At 56.7% G+C, this 15,979-nt stretch carries 16 protein-coding genes; 7 read left to right on the top strand and 9 right to left on the bottom strand.

Translation table 11 applies throughout. From position 1 onward, the window contains the following. Window positions 1-117: 117 nt before the first annotated feature. From ung to prfB, 3 genes are all read right to left on the bottom strand, one after another. Window positions 118-831, bottom strand: coding sequence for a uracil-DNA glycosylase (ung, locus tag CLV44_RS12605; RefSeq protein ID WP_106592465.1), 714 nt, complete (start codon window positions 829-831; stop codon window positions 118-120). Between the two features lie 69 nt (window positions 832-900). Continuing rightward, the gene (gene lysS / locus CLV44_RS12600; RefSeq protein ID WP_106592464.1) at window positions 901-2,403 is read right to left on the bottom strand and encodes a lysine--tRNA ligase; all 1,503 of its coding nucleotides are present in this window, start codon (window positions 2,401-2,403) and stop codon (window positions 901-903) included. Window positions 2,404-2,440: 37 nt separating this feature from the next. Next, window positions 2,441-3,535: a peptide chain release factor 2 gene (prfB, locus tag CLV44_RS12595; RefSeq protein WP_106592463.1), complete on the bottom strand. Its 1,095-nt coding sequence runs from the start codon at window positions 3,533-3,535 to the stop codon at window positions 2,441-2,443. Window positions 3,536-3,689: 154 nt separating this feature from the next. On the opposite strand from prfB, the gene nhaD reads away from it, so the two are divergent. Continuing rightward, entirely contained in the window at window positions 3,690-5,138 is a 1,449-nt protein-coding gene (gene nhaD, locus CLV44_RS12590) for a sodium:proton antiporter NhaD (protein ID WP_106592462.1), read from the top strand. A gap of 1 nt (window position 5,139) precedes the next feature. Next, window positions 5,140-5,817, top strand: a complete 678-nt coding sequence (locus CLV44_RS12585) for a cytochrome b/b6 domain-containing protein (RefSeq protein ID WP_106592461.1) — start codon at window positions 5,140-5,142, stop codon at window positions 5,815-5,817. 78 nt (window positions 5,818-5,895) lie between these two features. On the opposite strand, the gene CLV44_RS12580 is transcribed toward CLV44_RS12585, so the two are convergent. Beyond that, on the bottom strand, window positions 5,896-6,339 hold the full coding sequence (locus tag CLV44_RS12580) for a c-type cytochrome (RefSeq protein ID WP_106592460.1): 444 nt from the start codon (window positions 6,337-6,339) through the stop codon (window positions 5,896-5,898). A 160-nt stretch (window positions 6,340-6,499) separates the two neighbouring features. On the opposite strand from CLV44_RS12580, the gene CLV44_RS12575 reads away from it, so the two are divergent. Further along, complete coding sequence (locus tag CLV44_RS12575) at window positions 6,500-7,729, top strand: MFS transporter (RefSeq protein WP_106592459.1); 1,230 nt, start codon at window positions 6,500-6,502, stop codon at window positions 7,727-7,729. Here CLV44_RS12575 and fldB read toward each other — a convergent pair. Together fldB and CLV44_RS12565 are read right to left on the bottom strand one after the other, a co-directional pair. Continuing rightward, on the bottom strand, window positions 7,702-8,217 hold the full coding sequence (gene fldB / locus CLV44_RS12570) for a flavodoxin FldB (RefSeq protein WP_106592477.1): 516 nt from the start codon (window positions 8,215-8,217) through the stop codon (window positions 7,702-7,704). The two genes, CLV44_RS12575 and fldB, sit on opposite strands and share 28 nt — an antisense overlap. 71 nt (window positions 8,218-8,288) lie before the next feature. Further along, window positions 8,289-8,618 carry a phasin family protein gene (locus tag CLV44_RS12565; protein ID WP_106592458.1) on the bottom strand — a complete coding sequence of 110 codons (330 nt, stop codon included), beginning with the start codon at window positions 8,616-8,618 and terminating at the stop codon, window positions 8,289-8,291. 125 nt (window positions 8,619-8,743) lie between these two features. On the opposite strand from CLV44_RS12565, the gene gloA reads away from it, so the two are divergent. Continuing rightward, on the top strand, window positions 8,744-9,142 hold the full coding sequence (gene gloA, locus CLV44_RS12560; protein ID WP_106592457.1) for a lactoylglutathione lyase: 399 nt from the start codon (window positions 8,744-8,746) through the stop codon (window positions 9,140-9,142). 17 nt (window positions 9,143-9,159) lie between these two features. On the opposite strand, the gene CLV44_RS12555 is transcribed toward gloA, so the two are convergent. Then, a complete protein-coding gene (locus CLV44_RS12555; protein ID WP_106592456.1) occupies window positions 9,160-10,788 on the bottom strand; it encodes a methyl-accepting chemotaxis protein in 1,629 nt (542 codons plus the stop codon). A gap of 247 nt (window positions 10,789-11,035) precedes the next feature. On the opposite strand from CLV44_RS12555, the gene CLV44_RS12550 reads away from it, so the two are divergent. From CLV44_RS12550 to CLV44_RS12540, 3 genes are all read left to right on the top strand, one after another. Then, window positions 11,036-11,842 (top strand): tetratricopeptide repeat protein, encoded by an 807-nt coding sequence (locus CLV44_RS12550; protein WP_106592476.1) that lies wholly within the window; start codon window positions 11,036-11,038, stop codon window positions 11,840-11,842. A gap of 135 nt (window positions 11,843-11,977) precedes the next feature. After that, the gene (locus tag CLV44_RS12545) at window positions 11,978-13,198 is read left to right on the top strand and encodes a YeeE/YedE family protein (protein WP_106592455.1); all 1,221 of its coding nucleotides are present in this window, start codon (window positions 11,978-11,980) and stop codon (window positions 13,196-13,198) included. 87 nt (window positions 13,199-13,285) lie between these two features. Next, window positions 13,286-13,771 carry an RDD family protein gene (locus CLV44_RS12540; RefSeq protein ID WP_106592454.1) on the top strand — a complete coding sequence of 162 codons (486 nt, stop codon included), beginning with the start codon at window positions 13,286-13,288 and terminating at the stop codon, window positions 13,769-13,771. On the opposite strand, the gene lptG is transcribed toward CLV44_RS12540, so the two are convergent. Continuing rightward, the gene (gene lptG / locus CLV44_RS12535) at window positions 13,768-14,829 is read right to left on the bottom strand and encodes an LPS export ABC transporter permease LptG (protein WP_106592453.1); all 1,062 of its coding nucleotides are present in this window, start codon (window positions 14,827-14,829) and stop codon (window positions 13,768-13,770) included. The genes CLV44_RS12540 and lptG overlap by 4 nt on opposite strands. Then, complete coding sequence (gene lptF / locus CLV44_RS12530; RefSeq protein WP_106592452.1) at window positions 14,829-15,941, bottom strand: LPS export ABC transporter permease LptF; 1,113 nt, start codon at window positions 15,939-15,941, stop codon at window positions 14,829-14,831. Before lptF ends, lptG begins: the two co-directional genes overlap by 1 nt. Window positions 15,942-15,979: the final 38 nt, after the last annotated feature.

Here is a 15,979-nt window from a genome sequence, read left to right as displayed (position 1 = left end):
GCTGAAATGGGGCGTTTTTCATAGCGGCCACCCTTAAAGCTTATGGCTAATACTTTAAGAATGGCAGATCTTCAACAGTTTACTCAGACATAGCCTTTTTTATGCCCTCGACATACCTCACGATGCGGACGGTACATTCGTCTCCATCTCTGGCACCGTAGGCAGCTGCCAGTCGATCGGCGTTCGCCCCTGCTCTGTCAGCCATTGATTGGCGTGGCTGAAGTGACGACACCCAAAGAAGCCCCGGTACGCCGCCAACGGTGACGGATGCGGTGCTTTCAAGACCAGATGCTTGTGCTGATCAATACCTGCGCCCTTCTTCTGCGCATGACTGCCCCAGAGCATGAATACCACATGGTCACACTGTTCATTGACCAGCTGAATTACTCGATCAGTGAACCTTTCCCAGCCCTGCCCCTGGTGCGCACCGGCATTGCCCTGCTCTACCGTCAATACCGTATTGAGCAACAGCACGCCCTGCCGAGCCCAGCTTTCCAGAAACCCATGAGCGACCGGCGTCACATCCAGATCCGTAGCCAGCTCCTTGTAGATATTGACCAGCGAAGGCGGGACCTTGACCCCGGGCTGCACTGAAAAGCAAAGGCCATGGGCTTGCCCCGGCTGATGGTAGGGGTCTTGACCAAGAATCACCACTTTGACCTGATCCAGCGGCGTCGCTTCCAGCGCATGAAACCAGTGGGACGAATGCGGATAGATCGTCTTGTGTGCCGCTTTTTCCGCCTGCAGGAACTGTTTCAGCGCCTGCATGTAAGGCTGATCGAACTCCGGCTGCAGCCCGGGCTGCCAGCTGGGTGCCTTGTCCAGTGCCATTGGCCTACTCCTGTTAACAAAAAGGCCACGCAATGTGGCCCTTGTGGATAACTTTCACGCGTGGGTCTATCAGCCTCGCGGACGCATCGCCGGGAACAGCAGTACGTCACGGATCGACGGTGAGTCAGTGAACAGCATCACCAGACGGTCGATACCGATACCTTCACCGGCAGTCGGCGGCAGGCCATATTCCAGCGCGTTGATGTAGTCGGCATCGTAATGCATCGCTTCATCATCACCGGCGTCTTTCTCTTCCACCTGTGCGCGGAAACGCTCAGCCTGATCTTCAGCATCGTTCAACTCGGAGAAGCCGTTGGCCAGTTCACGACCGGCAACAAAGAACTCGAAACGATCGGTGACGTGCGGGTTGTTGTCGCTGCGACGGGCCAGCGGGCTGACTTCCGTCGGGTATTCGGTGATGAAAGTCGGCTGCTGCAGGCGATGCTCAACCGTCTTCTCGAAGATTTCGATCTGCACTTTGCCCAGACCCCAACCATCTTTCACATCGATATCCATATGCTGGGCGATCTGGCGTGCAGCCGTCTCGTCAGCCAAGGCTTCGGCGGTGAGTTCCGGATTGTATTGCAGGATAGAGTCGAACACGCTGATGCGGGTGAACGGCTTGCCCATATCGTATTCGAAGGTTTCCAGCACTTCGCCTTCGTCATTGCGTACGGTGTTGACCACGGTAGTCGTGCCCAGTACATCCTGCGCCACGGTACGCAGCATGTCTTCAGTCAGGTCCATCAGATCGTTGTAATCAGCGTAAGCCTGATAGAACTCGATCATGGTGAACTCCGGGTTATGACGGGTGGAAAGCCCTTCATTACGGAAGTTGCGGTTGATCTCGAAGACGCGCTCGAAGCCACCGACTACCAGACGCTTCAGATACAGTTCCGGCGCGATACGCAGGTACATCTGCAGATCCAGTGCATTATGGTGAGTTTCGAACGGACGCGCGGTAGCACCACCGGGAATCGGGTGCAGCATCGGCGTTTCCGCCTCGATGAAACGACGCTCGATCAGGTACTTGCGGATACCGGCCACGATCTGCGAGCGCATCTCGAACACCTTGCGCGACTGCTCGTTGACGATCAGATCGACATAGCGCTGACGGTAGCGCATCTCCATGTCCTGCAAGCCCTTGAACTTGTCCGGCAGCGGACGCAGGCTCTTGGTCAGCAGTTGGAATTCTTCCATATCAACATAGAGGTCACCCTTGCCGGACTTGTGCAGCACACCGCTGACGCCGATGATGTCGCCCAGGTCGACCGACTTGGCAAACGGACGGGCCGGCTTGTTCACATACAGCTGAATACGGCCGCTCATGTCCTGCAGCACCATGAAAGCGCCGCGATTGAGCATCACACGACCGGCCACGGATACACGAATGGCAGAGGCTTCCAGTTCTTCCTTGCTCTTGTCGCCATGTGCCTGCTGCAGATCCTCAGCGTAGCTGTCACGGCGGAAAGTATTGGGGAAGGCGTTACCGCTTTCACGCAGGGCGGCGAGTTTTTCACGGCGCTCGGCGATCAGGCGGTTTTCATCTTGCTGCACAGTGTTGTCTGACATCGGGTGGCTACCTTAAAAACGGATCTGAGTAACGATATTAAAGGCCGGCTTTGAGGCTGGCTACGATAAACTGGTCGAGATCACCGTCGAGGACGCGATCACAATTGGAGGTCTGCACACCGGTCCGCAGATCCTTGATACGCTGGTCATCCAGCACGTAGGAACGGATCTGACTGCCCCAACCGATATCGGCCTTGGTGTCTTCCACTTCCTGTGCGGCCTCACGACGCTTCATCATCTCCATTTCGTACAGCTTGGCACGCAACTGCTTCATACAGGTATCACGGTTCTGATGCTGTGAACGTGCGGACTGGCTCTGGACGACGATACCGGACGGCTCGTGGGTAATACGCACGGCGGATTCGGTTCGGTTAACGTGCTGACCACCGGCACCGGAGGCGCGGTAAACATCGACACGCAGGTCGGACGGGTTGATCTCGATGTCGACATTGTCATCAATCTCGGGCGACACGAACACCGACGAAAACGAGGTATGACGGCGGCCACCTGAGTCGAACGGCGACTTGCGTACCAGACGGTGTACACCGGTTTCAGTGCGCAACCAGCCATATGCATACTCGCCTTCAAAACGAATGGTCGCCGATTTGATACCGGCGACTTCACCGCCGGAGACTTCAACCAGCTCAGTCTTGAAGCCCTTGCTCTCGCCCCAGCGCAGATACATGCGCAGCAGCATGTCGGCCCAGTCCTGCGCTTCGGTACCACCGGAGCCAGCCTGGACATCAAGGAAGGCGTTATTGGCGTCGGCATCGCCAGAGAACATGCGACGGAACTCCAGCTGCTCCAGCATCGCGCCCAAACGCTGAACATCGGCTTCCACTTCAGCTACCGTGTCTTCATCATCTTCTTCGACCGCCATATCCAGCAATTCGCCGGTATCGGCAATGCCGCTGGTCAGATCGTCGATGGTCTTGACCACGTTCTCCAGCCCGGCACGCTCACGGCCCAGCTGCTGTGCATTCTCCGGATCATTCCAAACATTAGGGTCTTCCAGCTCGCGCTCAACCTCTTCCAGGCGTTCGCGCTTGCCGTCGTAATCAAGGTAGGTGCGCAGCGCCTTGGTACGCTCGCTGAACTCTTTCAGACTGTTGAGGATCGGGTTGATTTCCATCGTGCTACTGGATACTCGCTGCTTGGAAAAAAGGGGGATATTCTAACTGATACTCGGCCTTGTTTGAATGATTGTGCAGCAGGAAGCGTGCTGACTCGACTTGTTCATGCCACTAGGCGAAAATGGGCGTCACGACTGACGACAGGCCTTTGCAATGAAATGGATTCCAGCCCTCGCTGTCGGTTTGCTGTGTTCCGGCACGGAAGCCGTCTGGGCCATGACCGATACCGCTACAACCCCGCTGAACCTGACTGCCAGCGTATATGGCTACCTCGCGCTGCTGATTTTCACTCTCAGCTATGTCTTCGTTGTCCTTGAAGAACGGCTGGCCCTGCGCAAATCCAAACCGGTGATTGTCGCGGCCGGTCTGATCTGGGTCGTGGTTGCCCTGGCCTACCAACAGCACGGCGATCAGCATACCGCCGGCATCGCCCTCAGGCACTATATTCTAGACTATGCCGAGCTGTTCCTGTTCCTGCTGGCGGCGATGACCTTCGTCAATATGATGGAGGAACGGCGCGTCTTCGCCGCGCTGCGCACCTGGCTGGTGTCACGGGACTACTCGCTGCGCACCATTTACTGGGTTACAGGTGGCCTGACATTCATCATTTCCCCTATTGCCGACAATCTTTCGACCGCGCTACTGATGGGCGCTGTCGTACTCGCCGTCGGTGAACACAACTACCGTTTCATTTCGGTCGGCTGTATCAATGTGGTAGTCGCCGCCAACGCCGGTGGCGCTTTCAGCCCCTTTGGTGACATTACTACCCTGATGGTCTGGCAGCAGGGTCTGGTCGAATTTGTCGATTTTTTCCGCCTGCTGCTGCCCTCACTGATCAACTGGCTGGTTCCGGCGCTGTTGATGAGTCTGACCGTGGAACACTGCCGTCCAGGTAGCGGGCAGCGTCATCAGCGTATGAAAACCGGCGGTGTCACGGTAATACTGATGTTTCTGGCCACCATTGCATTTTCTGTACTTGTCCACAGCCTGCTGCATCTGCCGCCGGTACTGGGCATGATGACCGGCCTGGGAGCACTCAAGATCTATGGCTATTATCTCAGCCTGCATGATCCGATTTTCCGTGAACATGGGCACATCACCCACCATCATGCGGAAAACACTGCACGTCACAACATTATGCATGGCGACCACACGGGAGTGGTCCGGCGCTTCGATATTTTCAAGGTCGTCGAACGCGAATCCTGGGATACGCTGATGTTTTTCTACGGAGTGGTACTCTGCGTTGGCGGCCTGGCCACATTGGGTTACCTCGCCAACCTGTCAACGTTACTGTATGGCAACCTCGGCCCCGACCTGGCCAATGCCTTGATCGGCATGCTTTCGGCACTGGTAGACAATATTCCGATCATGTTTGCCGTACTGGCCATGGACCCCGGCATGGACCTTGACCAGTGGCTGTTGGCCACTCTGGCCGTGGGTACCGGCGGTTCACTACTGTCGATCGGCTCCGCTGCCGGTGTTGCACTGATGGGCCAGGCGCAGGGAACCTATACCTTCATCAGCCATCTCAAGTGGAGCTGGGCGATCCTCCTGGGCTATATCGCCGGCCTTATCTGTCACCTTTGGTTAAGTGGAACCTGATATGACCCAACACTCTGTAAGCATTGAACCAACCCCCGTCTGGGATGTGTTTGTGCGCTTGTTTCACTGGTCGCTTGCTGCCAGCATCCTGTTTGCCTGGTGGAGTGGCGAACAGGGCGGCAACTGGATGCAGTGGCACATGTATGCCGGCTATACCGTTTTGGGGCTGGTACTGTTCCGCCTGCTCTGGGGCTTTGCCGGCAGCCATTATGCCCGTTTCAGCGAGTTTGTACGCTCACCGGTACATACTCTGCGTTACGGTGCCCAACTGGCCAAACAGAAAGAGCCGCACCATATCGGCCATAACCCGCTGGGCGGGTGGATGGTGCTGGCACTGCTGCTGCTCAGTGCCGCGCAGGCCGGTACAGGCTTGTTTGCCAACGACGAGATTTTCACCGAGGGGCCACTGGTTCATCTGGTCAGCTATGACCTCAGCGTGGAAATCACCCGCTGGCACAAACTGATTTTCGATGGCCTGCTGATCGCTATCGGCCTGCACCTGATCGGCGTGATCGTCCATCAGGTATTCAAGGGCGAAAAACTGGTGCAAGCGATGCTGCATGGACGCAAACCGGTAGCAGAACAGACACCGCACCGGCCTTTCGTTCCCTTTGTACGTGGAGTCGGTTTGGCCGGCCTGTCAGCCGCTGCCATCTGGAGCCTGCTCAACCTGCTCTAAGTACTTCAACAGCAGCAACGAAAAAGGGCGCTGACAGCGCCCTTTTCTCAATCATTCCCTGTACATATATGGAAATGATCAGTCCTTGAAGTTATCGTGGCAACCCTTGCAGGTTTTGCCCACTTCACCAAATGCCGGCTTGATCTGGTCCATATCACCGGACTTGGCTACTTCCGCTAGTACCGCCGTGTTCTCAATCAGCGTATTCATGCCGCCTTCAAACTTGTCCCATTCCTGCTCAATGGCTGGCAGGGCATCAGTCTCACCGGTGTAGCTGCCCGGAATAAAGCCTTCCATCGGCAGTTTACTCAGCTGCGCGACGATTTCGGCACGACGGCTGAAATCCTCTGCATCATAGTCCATCTTTCCCTTCACCATCGCACCCATGGTGCCGAAGTGCCATGCCATGGCGCTGAAGGCACCCTGACGATAGTTGATCGCATCTTCCGGTTCAACCGCGATCGCAGCCGTGCTGGCCGCTGTCAGAATACCCGCCAGTCCCAGTGCAGCAATTTTTTTCATGGTGTTTTCCCTTTCTTGATAAGTCAGACGTAAGACATATTAGAACATACTGAATCTAGGATTCAATCCCGGTTTCGAAATGCTCATAGCCTGTCCCAAACTGGTAAAATCCGGTCTAATGTAGGCTTTCACTCTGGCTCTGACAAGGAAGCAAAGTTCCATGCCATTGATCGTGCGCCTGCTAATACCCTTTGCGCTGGGCTACTGGCTCTCCTATGTCTTCCGTGTCATCAATGCGGTGGTGGCACCCGATATCATGCGCGAACTGTCATTGGACAGTTCGACTCTGGGGCTGATTTCCAGCGCCTACTTTCTGACATTTGCCGCATGCCAGATCCCGCTCGGAATCCTGCTCGACCGCTATCAAACCCGTACGGTAGCCGCATCGCTGTTACTGTTTGCAGCTATTGGCAGCCTGATATTCGCCTTGGCGGAGAGCAGCCTGATGCTTTGGGCAGGGCGCGGGCTGATTGGCATCGGCGTGTCCGCGTGCCTGATGGCCGCCTTCAAGTGTTACGCCAACTGGTTGAAGACCGAACAACTGCCGCTGATCAACGGCCTGCAACTGACCAGTGGCGGACTGGGGGCTCTGACCGCAACCGCGCCTGTCGAATGGCTGCTACAGTTCACTGATTGGCGCGGCCTGTTTCTGGCCCTGGCCGTGTTGAGCGTGCTGATTGCATTGCTGGTGTTCAGCATGGTCCCGCGCCGCCAAACGCCGCCACACATACACAGCGTCGGTACCCAGCTGCGCCAGACACTGACCGTGGTGCGCACGCCCGCCTTCTATCAACTGGCACCCGCCAGCATGCTGTCACAATCGGTGTTTATCGCCACCCAGTCACTTTGGGCGGGGTTGTGGCTGCAACAAGTCAATCACCTTTCCGGACAGGCTGCCGCCGACCTGCTGTTCATTTCGGCAGCCAGCATGGTAGCCGGCTTTTTGGGGCTCGGCCTGATTGCCGGCTGGCTAAATCGATTCGGGATCAGCACCCAGAGCGTCAGCTTCAGTGGCATGCTGTGCTTCCTGCTGTCATTGTTGTGGATTCAGTGGCACCCCGAACATGCCAGCCCCATTGCCTGGGCTGCATTCGGCTTCTTCGGCACCTCCGGTACACTGATGTTTGCCGGCCTGGCACAGCAGTTCCCGGTCAGCATCAGTGCTCGCGTCAGCACCAGCCTCAATCTGGGGATTTTTCTGGGGGCCTTTCTGGTGCAGTGGGGAATGGGGGTGATTATCGGCTTCTGGCCATCCGGCAGCAGCAACGACTATCCGCCTGAGGCTTACCGGCTCGCGCTGGGATGCGCGACCGCACTTCAGGCGGCCAGCCTGATCTGGTATCTGGGGTGTCGAATCCGTACTCAGGCGTCGAAGGCGGTGACCACTTGAGGCAGCCAGGTTTGCAAACGCTCTTCGGTTTCACCGTGCTGGCCATCTTCATCCAGTGCCAGCCCGACAAAATGGCGACCGTCTTCAGCCAATGCCCGTGAGGCTTCAAACTGATATCCCTCAACCGGCCACGTCACTACAACTTCGGCACCGCTCGTCTGCAGCTGCTGATACAGCAGCCCCATTGCATCCTGGAACCACTCACCATACCCCAGCTGGTCTCCCAGCCCGAACAACGCGACCCGCTTGCCGCCAAGATCCTGCGCCGCCAAGGCATCCCAGTGCTCATCCCAGTCTTCCTGCAACTCACCAAAATCCCAGGTCGGGATGCCCATGATTAAACAGCTGTACTGCGACATGGCAGCAACGCCCTCCACCGCAATGTCATGCAAACTGATACGCGCGGGCAGCATCGCCGCAATCTGATCAGCGATCTGCTCTGTGTTTCCGGTCGTGCTGGCATAAAACAAACCAATTTTGGCGGCCATGGATTCCTTCTCATCAAATAAACAAAAAGCAGCCACACGGGCTGCTTCGAGTACCTGCTTGAGGTGCAACTTTACTTCTTGGCGCTAAAGGCCTCAAGCGAACCTTGGGCCAGTTGTTGCATCGCCTTCTGTGCTTCGGTCAGCGCTTTCAAATTCTGCTCGTTAGCCGCCTTGAGCGTAGCTTCCAGCTCTTTGGCATAGGCCTGCTGCAGCTCGATCAAATCATTGGGGCTTTTGCACTTCTGCAATTCGCTGGACTGCTGCATCGTCGCATCCAGACAGGCTTTGGTGCATTCCATCTGCTGACGGGTCAGCTCCTCCAGCATTTTGGTCTGAATATTAACCAACTCGCGGAATGGAGCCATCGATTCATTGAACTGCTTGGTCATATCCTGAAACATGGGTGTGCCCCCTTGGCTATTGTTATTAATACTTCCAATTAATCATTGTAGACTGAAAGCCGCAAGCAGATTCTGCAAGAGCTGCGATGCACATCATGTTTTGACATTATTGACGAGGTATTTCCATGCGCATGTTGCACACCATGTACCGGGTATCAGACCTGGACAAATCCCTGGCGTTTTACACTGACGTGTTGGGTATGCGCCTGCTGCGGCGCAAGGATTATCCGGAAGGCAAGTTTACGCTCGCATTTGTCGGCTATGGCGACGAAGCCGAGAACACCGTACTGGAACTGACCCACAACTGGGAAACGGATGCCTACGAGCTGGGCACCGGCTACGGCCACATCGCCATTGAAGTTGACGATGTCTATGCCGCGTGTGATCAGATAAAAGCCCGTGGCGGCCTGGTCGTTCGTGAAGCCGGACCGATGAAAAACAGCAATTCCGGCACCATCCTCGCGTTCGTCAAGGACCCGGATGGCTACATGATCGAGCTGCTCAGCCCGCAGCGCAAGGACTGAGCAACACCGACGCCAGGCTAAACGCGGAAACGCGCTGCAACATCCTGCAGCTCTACCGCCAGCCGTGACAACTCATGGCTGGCACTTTCCGTCTGTGATGCACCGGCCGAAGATTCCTGGGCACTATCACTGATCGCTACCAGCGAACGGTTGATCTCCTCCGCCACGCTACTCTGCTCCTCTGACGCGCTGGCGATCTGGGCATTCAGGTCCGTGATCCGCCCTACTGCTGAAGAGATGCGGCGCAATACATCACCCGCCTCGCCCGCCTGCTCACCCGTTAAGGCTGCACGTTCCTGACTCACATTCATCGCCTCTACTGCATTGCGGGTGCCCTGCTGCAAACGCTCGATCACGGTTTGAATCTGCGCGGTTGACTGCTGCGTACGCTGCGCCAACGAACGTACTTCGTCGGCGACTACGGCAAAGCCACGTCCCTGATCACCGGCCCGTGCCGCTTCTATCGCCGCATTCAGCGCCAACAGGTTAGTCTGTTCGGCAATGCTGCGAATAACATCCACGACCGTACCGATACTGTCACTGTCCTGTTCGACAACGGCAATCTGCTCGGCAACACGTGCCACCTGCTGTACCAGCTCGGCTGTTGAAGCGGATGCACGTGCCACGACCTGATCCCCCGCTTGCGACTCATCCAGAGTCACGCGGGCTTCCTGATCGGCGTGTTCAGCACTGCTGGCCACTTCCTGCACCGTGGATACCATCTCATTCATGGCTGCAGCCACCTGTTCCACTTCGGCCCGCTGGGCATTGATCGTCTGGCTCGAATGGCTGCTGATGCTGCTCATCTCTTCGGCGGCAGCTGCCAGTTGCGAGGTGGCGCTGACAATGCGCCCCACCAAGTCCTGTACCTGCACCAGCATGTGGTTGAAGCTGGCCGCCATCTGGCCCAGCTCATTATCGCCGCTCACTTCTGCCCGCACCCGCAGGTCGGAACTGTTGGCCACCTGGTCCATAATACCCTGCAAATGCTCCAGCGGCTGACGGATGGAGCGGTAGTTGTACCAGCCAATCAGCGCCAGCAGTGCCACTACCAACACGGCCAGACCGATCTGCAGGCGCTGTTGCTGTATGTATTTCATCTGCATTTGCTGGCGCATCCGGTCCGCTTCTGTCAACTGCAACGTCACCAGGTTGGCGACCTGTTCACTGACCGGATCGATCACTGCATACAGGCTGCCATTGAAATCTGTCAGCTGACCACGGCTGATGCCGCGCATGCCTTGCAGTTTCATTTCCAGCTGGTTGATCGCGGCGTCCGCCGGGCGGAACAGCTGCTCAACCTTTTCGACTATTTGCTGTTCTTTCAGCGTCAGGTCAGTGTTGCGGTATGCACGCCAATAGGTGGCAACCTCACGTTCCGCCTGCAAGACATTCCGATAAGCGTCTTCGGCCGAAATCAGGCCATTATCGACTTTGTTGACGGTATCAATCACGTTCACTGCATACAGGTCTGCCACGTTTTTCAACTGTTCCAGCGGAACAATACGATCGCTATACAGGCTATCAACATTGAGATTGGCCTGTTTCAGCTCGGCTAGAGATGTCATCACAATCACCAACAGACCGATAATCGGTAAAATGGCGGCAATGATCAGCTTGGTGCGGATGGAGATATTTGCCAGCATACATGCATTCCTTGACGGCACAGGAGATCATTGCGACGGGTGCCGCGCTGCATACTTTTCCTGTACAATAGCATATTAGAATCGCCTTATTGACATAGGGCGTCGCTTGCGGGGGACATAATTTACATTATGACGGCAGCAGTCCCCTCGCGACAACCATTACTGTTCTGGCTTTAACACTTTTCGGCGGAAGCCGTCGTGAACGACTTCCTGAATGCATCAACATGATGACTAAGGCATGGCTTACATGAACAAATCTGCATTGCTTGCGGCCGCCGGGCTGCTGTTCACCCTGCACATTACTCCTGCCACAGCGGCCAGTATCGATACAGCCAAACGCGCTTTTGATGCCGGCGATTACAGCAAGGCACAGGCCGAACTGGAAACATTGGTCAAAAACCAGGATCCGGATGCGCTGAACCTGCAAGGCCAAATGTATGAAAACGGCTGGGGTGTCGAACAAGATGCTGAACAGGCACGACGCCTTTATGAGCAGGGCGCCCGTCAGGGTCACCTGGAAAGCGTCAACAGCCTGCGTGCGCTGAAGAACAAGGCATACAAAGTCGAATTCGACCGCCTGTTGCCACTGGCCGAGCAGAACGATGGCAGCGCGCAAAACCGCATCGGTGAAATGTACGAATTCGGCTACGGCGTTACCCGTAATAATGATGCGGCCATCGAGTGGTATCGCAAAGCCGCCGAACAGAATATCGTCGCAGCTTGGCATAACCTCGGCCGCTGCTACAACTTTGGCACCGGCGTCACTCAGGATTACGCAGAGGCAGAAAGCTGGTATCGCAAAGCTGCCGAGCAGGGTTATCAGGACTCGATGTTCTTCCTCGGCACACTTTATTCCAACGCCCATGGCCAGGACCAGAGTGTCGATACCGACATCGCTGCCTACGCCTGGATGCACAATGCCGCAGCGCTGGGCAACAGCACCGCCGCTACCATCGAAACCCGCCTGCTGCTGAAACTGAATGAGACCGAATTGCAGGAAGCCAAGACACTGGCCGAAAGCTACAAGGCGCAATACGTTACACCGTTCCAGTAACCCGCCTTTTATATACCGGAGTGTGCAAGCACTCCGGTATATAACCAAAAGACATAAACAAAACGATTATATTCTTAGAACTATTCTTTAGCTGACGCTAAACTGCTCATCTTTTAATCAGACACCGGTTGAACGATGACCTCCCTGCAACACGTTTCCACAATTTCAGCGCCACTGCCTGCGCCCAGCCGTCAACCTTTCGCACTGGCACTCTCAATCCTGCTGACCGCTGGCCTGACCGGCTATCTGTTCAATGCTCAGGACAGCCACGCCAGTCTGGTGCTGCTGCTCGGTGCCGCGTTGGGGATCACCCTGTACCACGCATCTTTCGGCTTTACGACGGCCTGGCGCACCTTTATCACCACCGGTCGTGGCAAGGCTATCCGCGCACAGATGCTGATGCTGGCAGTTGCTGTCTGCCTGTTTTTCCCCGCGCTGTCTGCCGGTGAACTGTTCGGCCAGCCGGTAAACGGTTTCGTCCGCCCGTTGAGTGTATCGGTACTGTTTGGCGCCTTCATCTTCGGCATCGGCATGCAGATCGGTAACGGCTGTGCCTCAGGCAATCTGTATCACGCCGGCGGTGGCCAGCTGCGCGCCATCCCGAGCATGATTGGCTTTGCCGCAGGTGCGCTCTGGGCCACCCGTGATTACGAATGGTGGACAACACAACCATCGCTGGCACCGGTAGGCCTGATCGACATGATGGGTGTTGTACCTGCCATCATATTGAATTTGCTGGTATTTGCCGCCATTGCCGGACTGACTCGCCACCTCGAGAAACGCCGTCACGGTGAACTGGAACGTGATGATAACGGCAGCGATCAACCCTGGTCTCGACGCCTGCTGTCCGGTCCCTGGCCCTTCATCTGGGGAGCGGTTGCCCTTGCCGTGCTCAACTTCGCTACTCTGGCGCTGATCGGTCGTCCCTGGGCCGTTGCATTGGGTTACCCACTTTGGGGTGCCAAGGCTGCGGAAGCGATGAACCTCGGGCTGGATGTCGATTTCTGGGGCTACTGGCTAATGCCCGGGCGTGACACCGCATTGATGGGCGGCATTCTGGAAGACAGCGCCAGCCTGATGAATATTGGCGTTATCCTCGGTGCATTGATGGCCGCAACCCTCGCCGGGCGCTTCTCTCTGAGCTGGAAAATGCCCGTATTGCAGTGGCTGGCGGCCATCATCGGCGGCCTGATGCTGGGGTACGGTGCCACCATCGCATTCGGCTGCAACATTGGTGCCTACTTTGGCGGTATCGCGTCCGGCAGTCTGCACGGCTGGCTCTGGCTGGTCGCGGCATTTGCCGGCAGCTTTGTCGGTACCTGGCTGCGCCCCCTGTTCGGTTTCTCCCGTACCTGAACAGCGCACACGGAGGCGGGTTTAGCCCGCCTCTGCTTCCGGTGCTACAATCCGGCCCATCATCAGCCGGATTCAGGAATCGATACCATGCACCGCCCGTTCAAACAGGAATTCGCCAACATCACTCCCGCCCCGTTCATCAAGCGCTTGATGGCGATGGTCTACGACACCCTATTGATTGCTGCCATGTGGATGGTGATTGCAGCCATCAGCGTGGCCCTGAACGATGGTGAAGCGATCAGTATCGCCAGCAGTTCACACATGAAAGTAGCCTTGTTCAACTCGGTCCTGTTCTGCGCCACCTTCCTGTTCTTCGGCTTTTTCTGGACCCGTAACGGTCAAACACTGGGGATGCTGGCGTGGCATTTGCGGGTACAAACACTGGCTGGGGGACGAATCAGCTGGGGTCAGGCGATGGTTCGTTTCATGCTGGCAATCCCGTCGCTGGGACTGTTCGGGGTGGGGTTCATCTGGATGTTGCTCACCAACGAGCGGCTGGCGCTGCATGACCGTTGGTCGGGCAGCTGCGTGGTACAGCTGCCCAAAGCCGAGAAAGCGCCTAAAAAGCCTTAACCGGCACGCCGCATCAGCCATACTCCAGCGCCGGTACACAGCAGTATCGGCGTCACTACCGCAACCAACGGCGGGAAGCCAAACACGGTACTGGCCGGACCCAGCAGATCCTGGGCAAACTTGAAAATGAGACCGAAAATCACCCCGGCTATCACTCGCTGGCCGACGGTCACGCTGCGCAGCGGACCGAAGATGAAGGATACGCCGATCAACACCAGCGCAAGGATCGCCAGCGGCTGCAGCAGTTTGCCCCAGAACGCCAACAGGTAAGTATCAGCACTCACCCCCTGTTCTTCAAGGTAGCGCGAGTAGGACCAGAGGCCGCTGATCGGCAGGTCCACAGGGTCCACTACAATCACCGAGAGCAGTTCCGGGGTCAAGCCGCTCTGCCAGCGCTCCTTCGGGTTGTGCTCAACCTGCGTACCCTGTTCGGTAAACCAGGTACTGCGCACCTGCTCCAACTGCCACTCGCCGGCTTGGTAACGGCCAATACGGGCATAGCTGGCCTGCTCCAGCTGGCGGTCTTCACCGAGACGGTAACGGGTCACACCGTGAATCACGCCACCACCTTCAACCGCATTGATATGGATGAACAGCGGGCCTTCACGGTGCCAGACGCCATAGCGCGAACTCATCGTACCGTCACCGGACTCTTCTAGCGCCCGGAAGCTCTGTGCTTTTTGTTCAGTAAAAGGTGCAACAAACTGCCCCATAAAAACGGTAATCAACGCCAACAGCATCACCGGCTTCAAGACAGAGACCAGAATACGAGCAGTACCAAAACCGGCAGCGCGCATCACTGTTAATTCACTATTACTGGCTAAAACCCCTAAGCCAATTAAACAACCAACCAGGCTGCTTAAAGGAATAAACTCATATATGCGCTTTGGCACTGTCATGAGTAGATAAATCAGCAGATCACCAAAGTCATACTGCTCCGTAAGGTCATCTAACTGGTCCAGCAATGCCGACACCAGATCCAGCCCGACCACCACTAACAAGACCGCCAGAATTGCGCCCATAACATGACGGGCGATATACCATTCAAGGCGCAGCATCAGGCACTCCTCCGGCGCAGTTTCGGCAACGACGGCACACGGTGCCACAGGCGTCCCCAGAAGCGTTCGGCCAGAATCAGGTTAGCCGCCAACACCAGGAACAATGCATGGATCACCCACAGCAGCCACACCGACTGCTCACCATCTTCCACTGCCGAACGGGTACTGGTCAGCAGCGACAGATACAGCAGGTAGACCACGATGGACGGAATCAGCTTGGCGAAACGCCCCTGACGCGGGTTGGTCCGGCTCATCGGCACCGCAATCAAGGTCACAATAAAAGCCAGTACCGGTAACGACAGTCGCCAGTGCAGGCGGGCCTGCTGCGCCTGATCATCACTGCTCAGCAGCTGCAATGTCGGCAGGGCATCCAGCTCGGTGACCTCACGGGCCAGCTCCGCCTCCGGCAGACTGATGCCATAGCCCGCATACTGGGTACGGCTATACGCGGCCTGCCCCGGTACACCGTCATAGCGATAGCCATCCTGCAGCACCAGGAAGCGGCCAGCATATTCCGGCACCATCTGGCGCTCGGCATAAGCCGCCGTCAGTACAATCGGTTCGCCGTTCTCGTTGCGCTGGGCGATGAATACCTCCAGCAGCTGATCACTGTCGGCATCATAGGATTCAGCGTACGTGACCTGACGCCCATTGGTCTGCGACTGGAAGCGCCCCGGCGTCAGCAGCTCCAACTCGCTGCGCGATTCCTGAATACGGAAAATTTCCTCCGACTTGGCTGCACCCAAAGGTGCCAGCCAGAGCGTCATCACCGCCACCAGCCCCGCAACCAGTGCGGCCGGTCCAAGCGCATACATCGCCAACCGTTTCTGGCTGATGCCGCACGCGCGCAGCACCACCATTTCACTGTCGAGATACAGGCGGCCAAACGCCAGCAGGATGCCCAGAAATAGGCCCAGCGGCAGCAGCAGTTCAAGAAAGCCGGGGATACGCCAAAGCAGTACCCAGAAGACGAAACCCGCTTCCAGTTTGCCGGTCGCGGCATCCGCGAGGTATTTGATCAAACGAGCGCTGGTAATGATCAGCAGCAGTACAGAGGTGACTGCCGCGGTAGAGATCAATGCCTCGCGGGCCAGATATCGGAAGATAATCAAAACAGATTCCCTTTCACCGCCATGGTTTCCAATCGGAG

Origin of the sequence: Marinobacterium halophilum (genome assembly GCF_003014615.1) — a bacterium.
GTDB classification, from domain to species: Bacteria; Pseudomonadota; Gammaproteobacteria; order Pseudomonadales; family Balneatricaceae; genus Marinobacterium; species Marinobacterium halophilum.
Note: the sequence above shows the minus strand (reverse complement) of the source record. Positions and strands in the feature narration are given on the sequence as shown.

Coding starts and splice junctions, on each gene's coding strand:
- ung (WP_106592465.1), bottom strand. CDS start 831: ATGGCACTGGACAAGGCACCCAGCTGGCAGCCCGGGCTGCAGCCGGAG.
- lysS (WP_106592464.1), bottom strand. CDS start 2,403: ATGTCAGACAACACTGTGCAGCAAGATGAAAACCGCCTGATCGCCGAG.
- prfB (WP_106592463.1), bottom strand. CDS start 3,535: ATGGAAATCAACCCGATCCTCAACAGTCTGAAAGAGTTCAGCGAGCGT.
- nhaD (WP_106592462.1), top strand. CDS start 3,690: ATGAAATGGATTCCAGCCCTCGCTGTCGGTTTGCTGTGTTCCGGCACG.
- CLV44_RS12585 (WP_106592461.1), top strand. CDS start 5,140: ATGACCCAACACTCTGTAAGCATTGAACCAACCCCCGTCTGGGATGTG.
- CLV44_RS12580 (WP_106592460.1), bottom strand. CDS start 6,339: ATGAAAAAAATTGCTGCACTGGGACTGGCGGGTATTCTGACAGCGGCC.
- CLV44_RS12575 (WP_106592459.1), top strand. CDS start 6,500: ATGCCATTGATCGTGCGCCTGCTAATACCCTTTGCGCTGGGCTACTGG.
- fldB (WP_106592477.1), bottom strand. CDS start 8,217: ATGGCCGCCAAAATTGGTTTGTTTTATGCCAGCACGACCGGAAACACA.
- CLV44_RS12565 (WP_106592458.1), bottom strand. CDS start 8,618: ATGTTTCAGGATATGACCAAGCAGTTCAATGAATCGATGGCTCCATTC.
- gloA (WP_106592457.1), top strand. CDS start 8,744: ATGCGCATGTTGCACACCATGTACCGGGTATCAGACCTGGACAAATCC.
- CLV44_RS12555 (WP_106592456.1), bottom strand. CDS start 10,788: ATGCTGGCAAATATCTCCATCCGCACCAAGCTGATCATTGCCGCCATT.
- CLV44_RS12550 (WP_106592476.1), top strand. CDS start 11,036: ATGAACAAATCTGCATTGCTTGCGGCCGCCGGGCTGCTGTTCACCCTG.
- CLV44_RS12545 (WP_106592455.1), top strand. CDS start 11,978: ATGACCTCCCTGCAACACGTTTCCACAATTTCAGCGCCACTGCCTGCG.
- CLV44_RS12540 (WP_106592454.1), top strand. CDS start 13,286: ATGCACCGCCCGTTCAAACAGGAATTCGCCAACATCACTCCCGCCCCG.
- lptG (WP_106592453.1), bottom strand. CDS start 14,829: ATGCTGCGCCTTGAATGGTATATCGCCCGTCATGTTATGGGCGCAATT.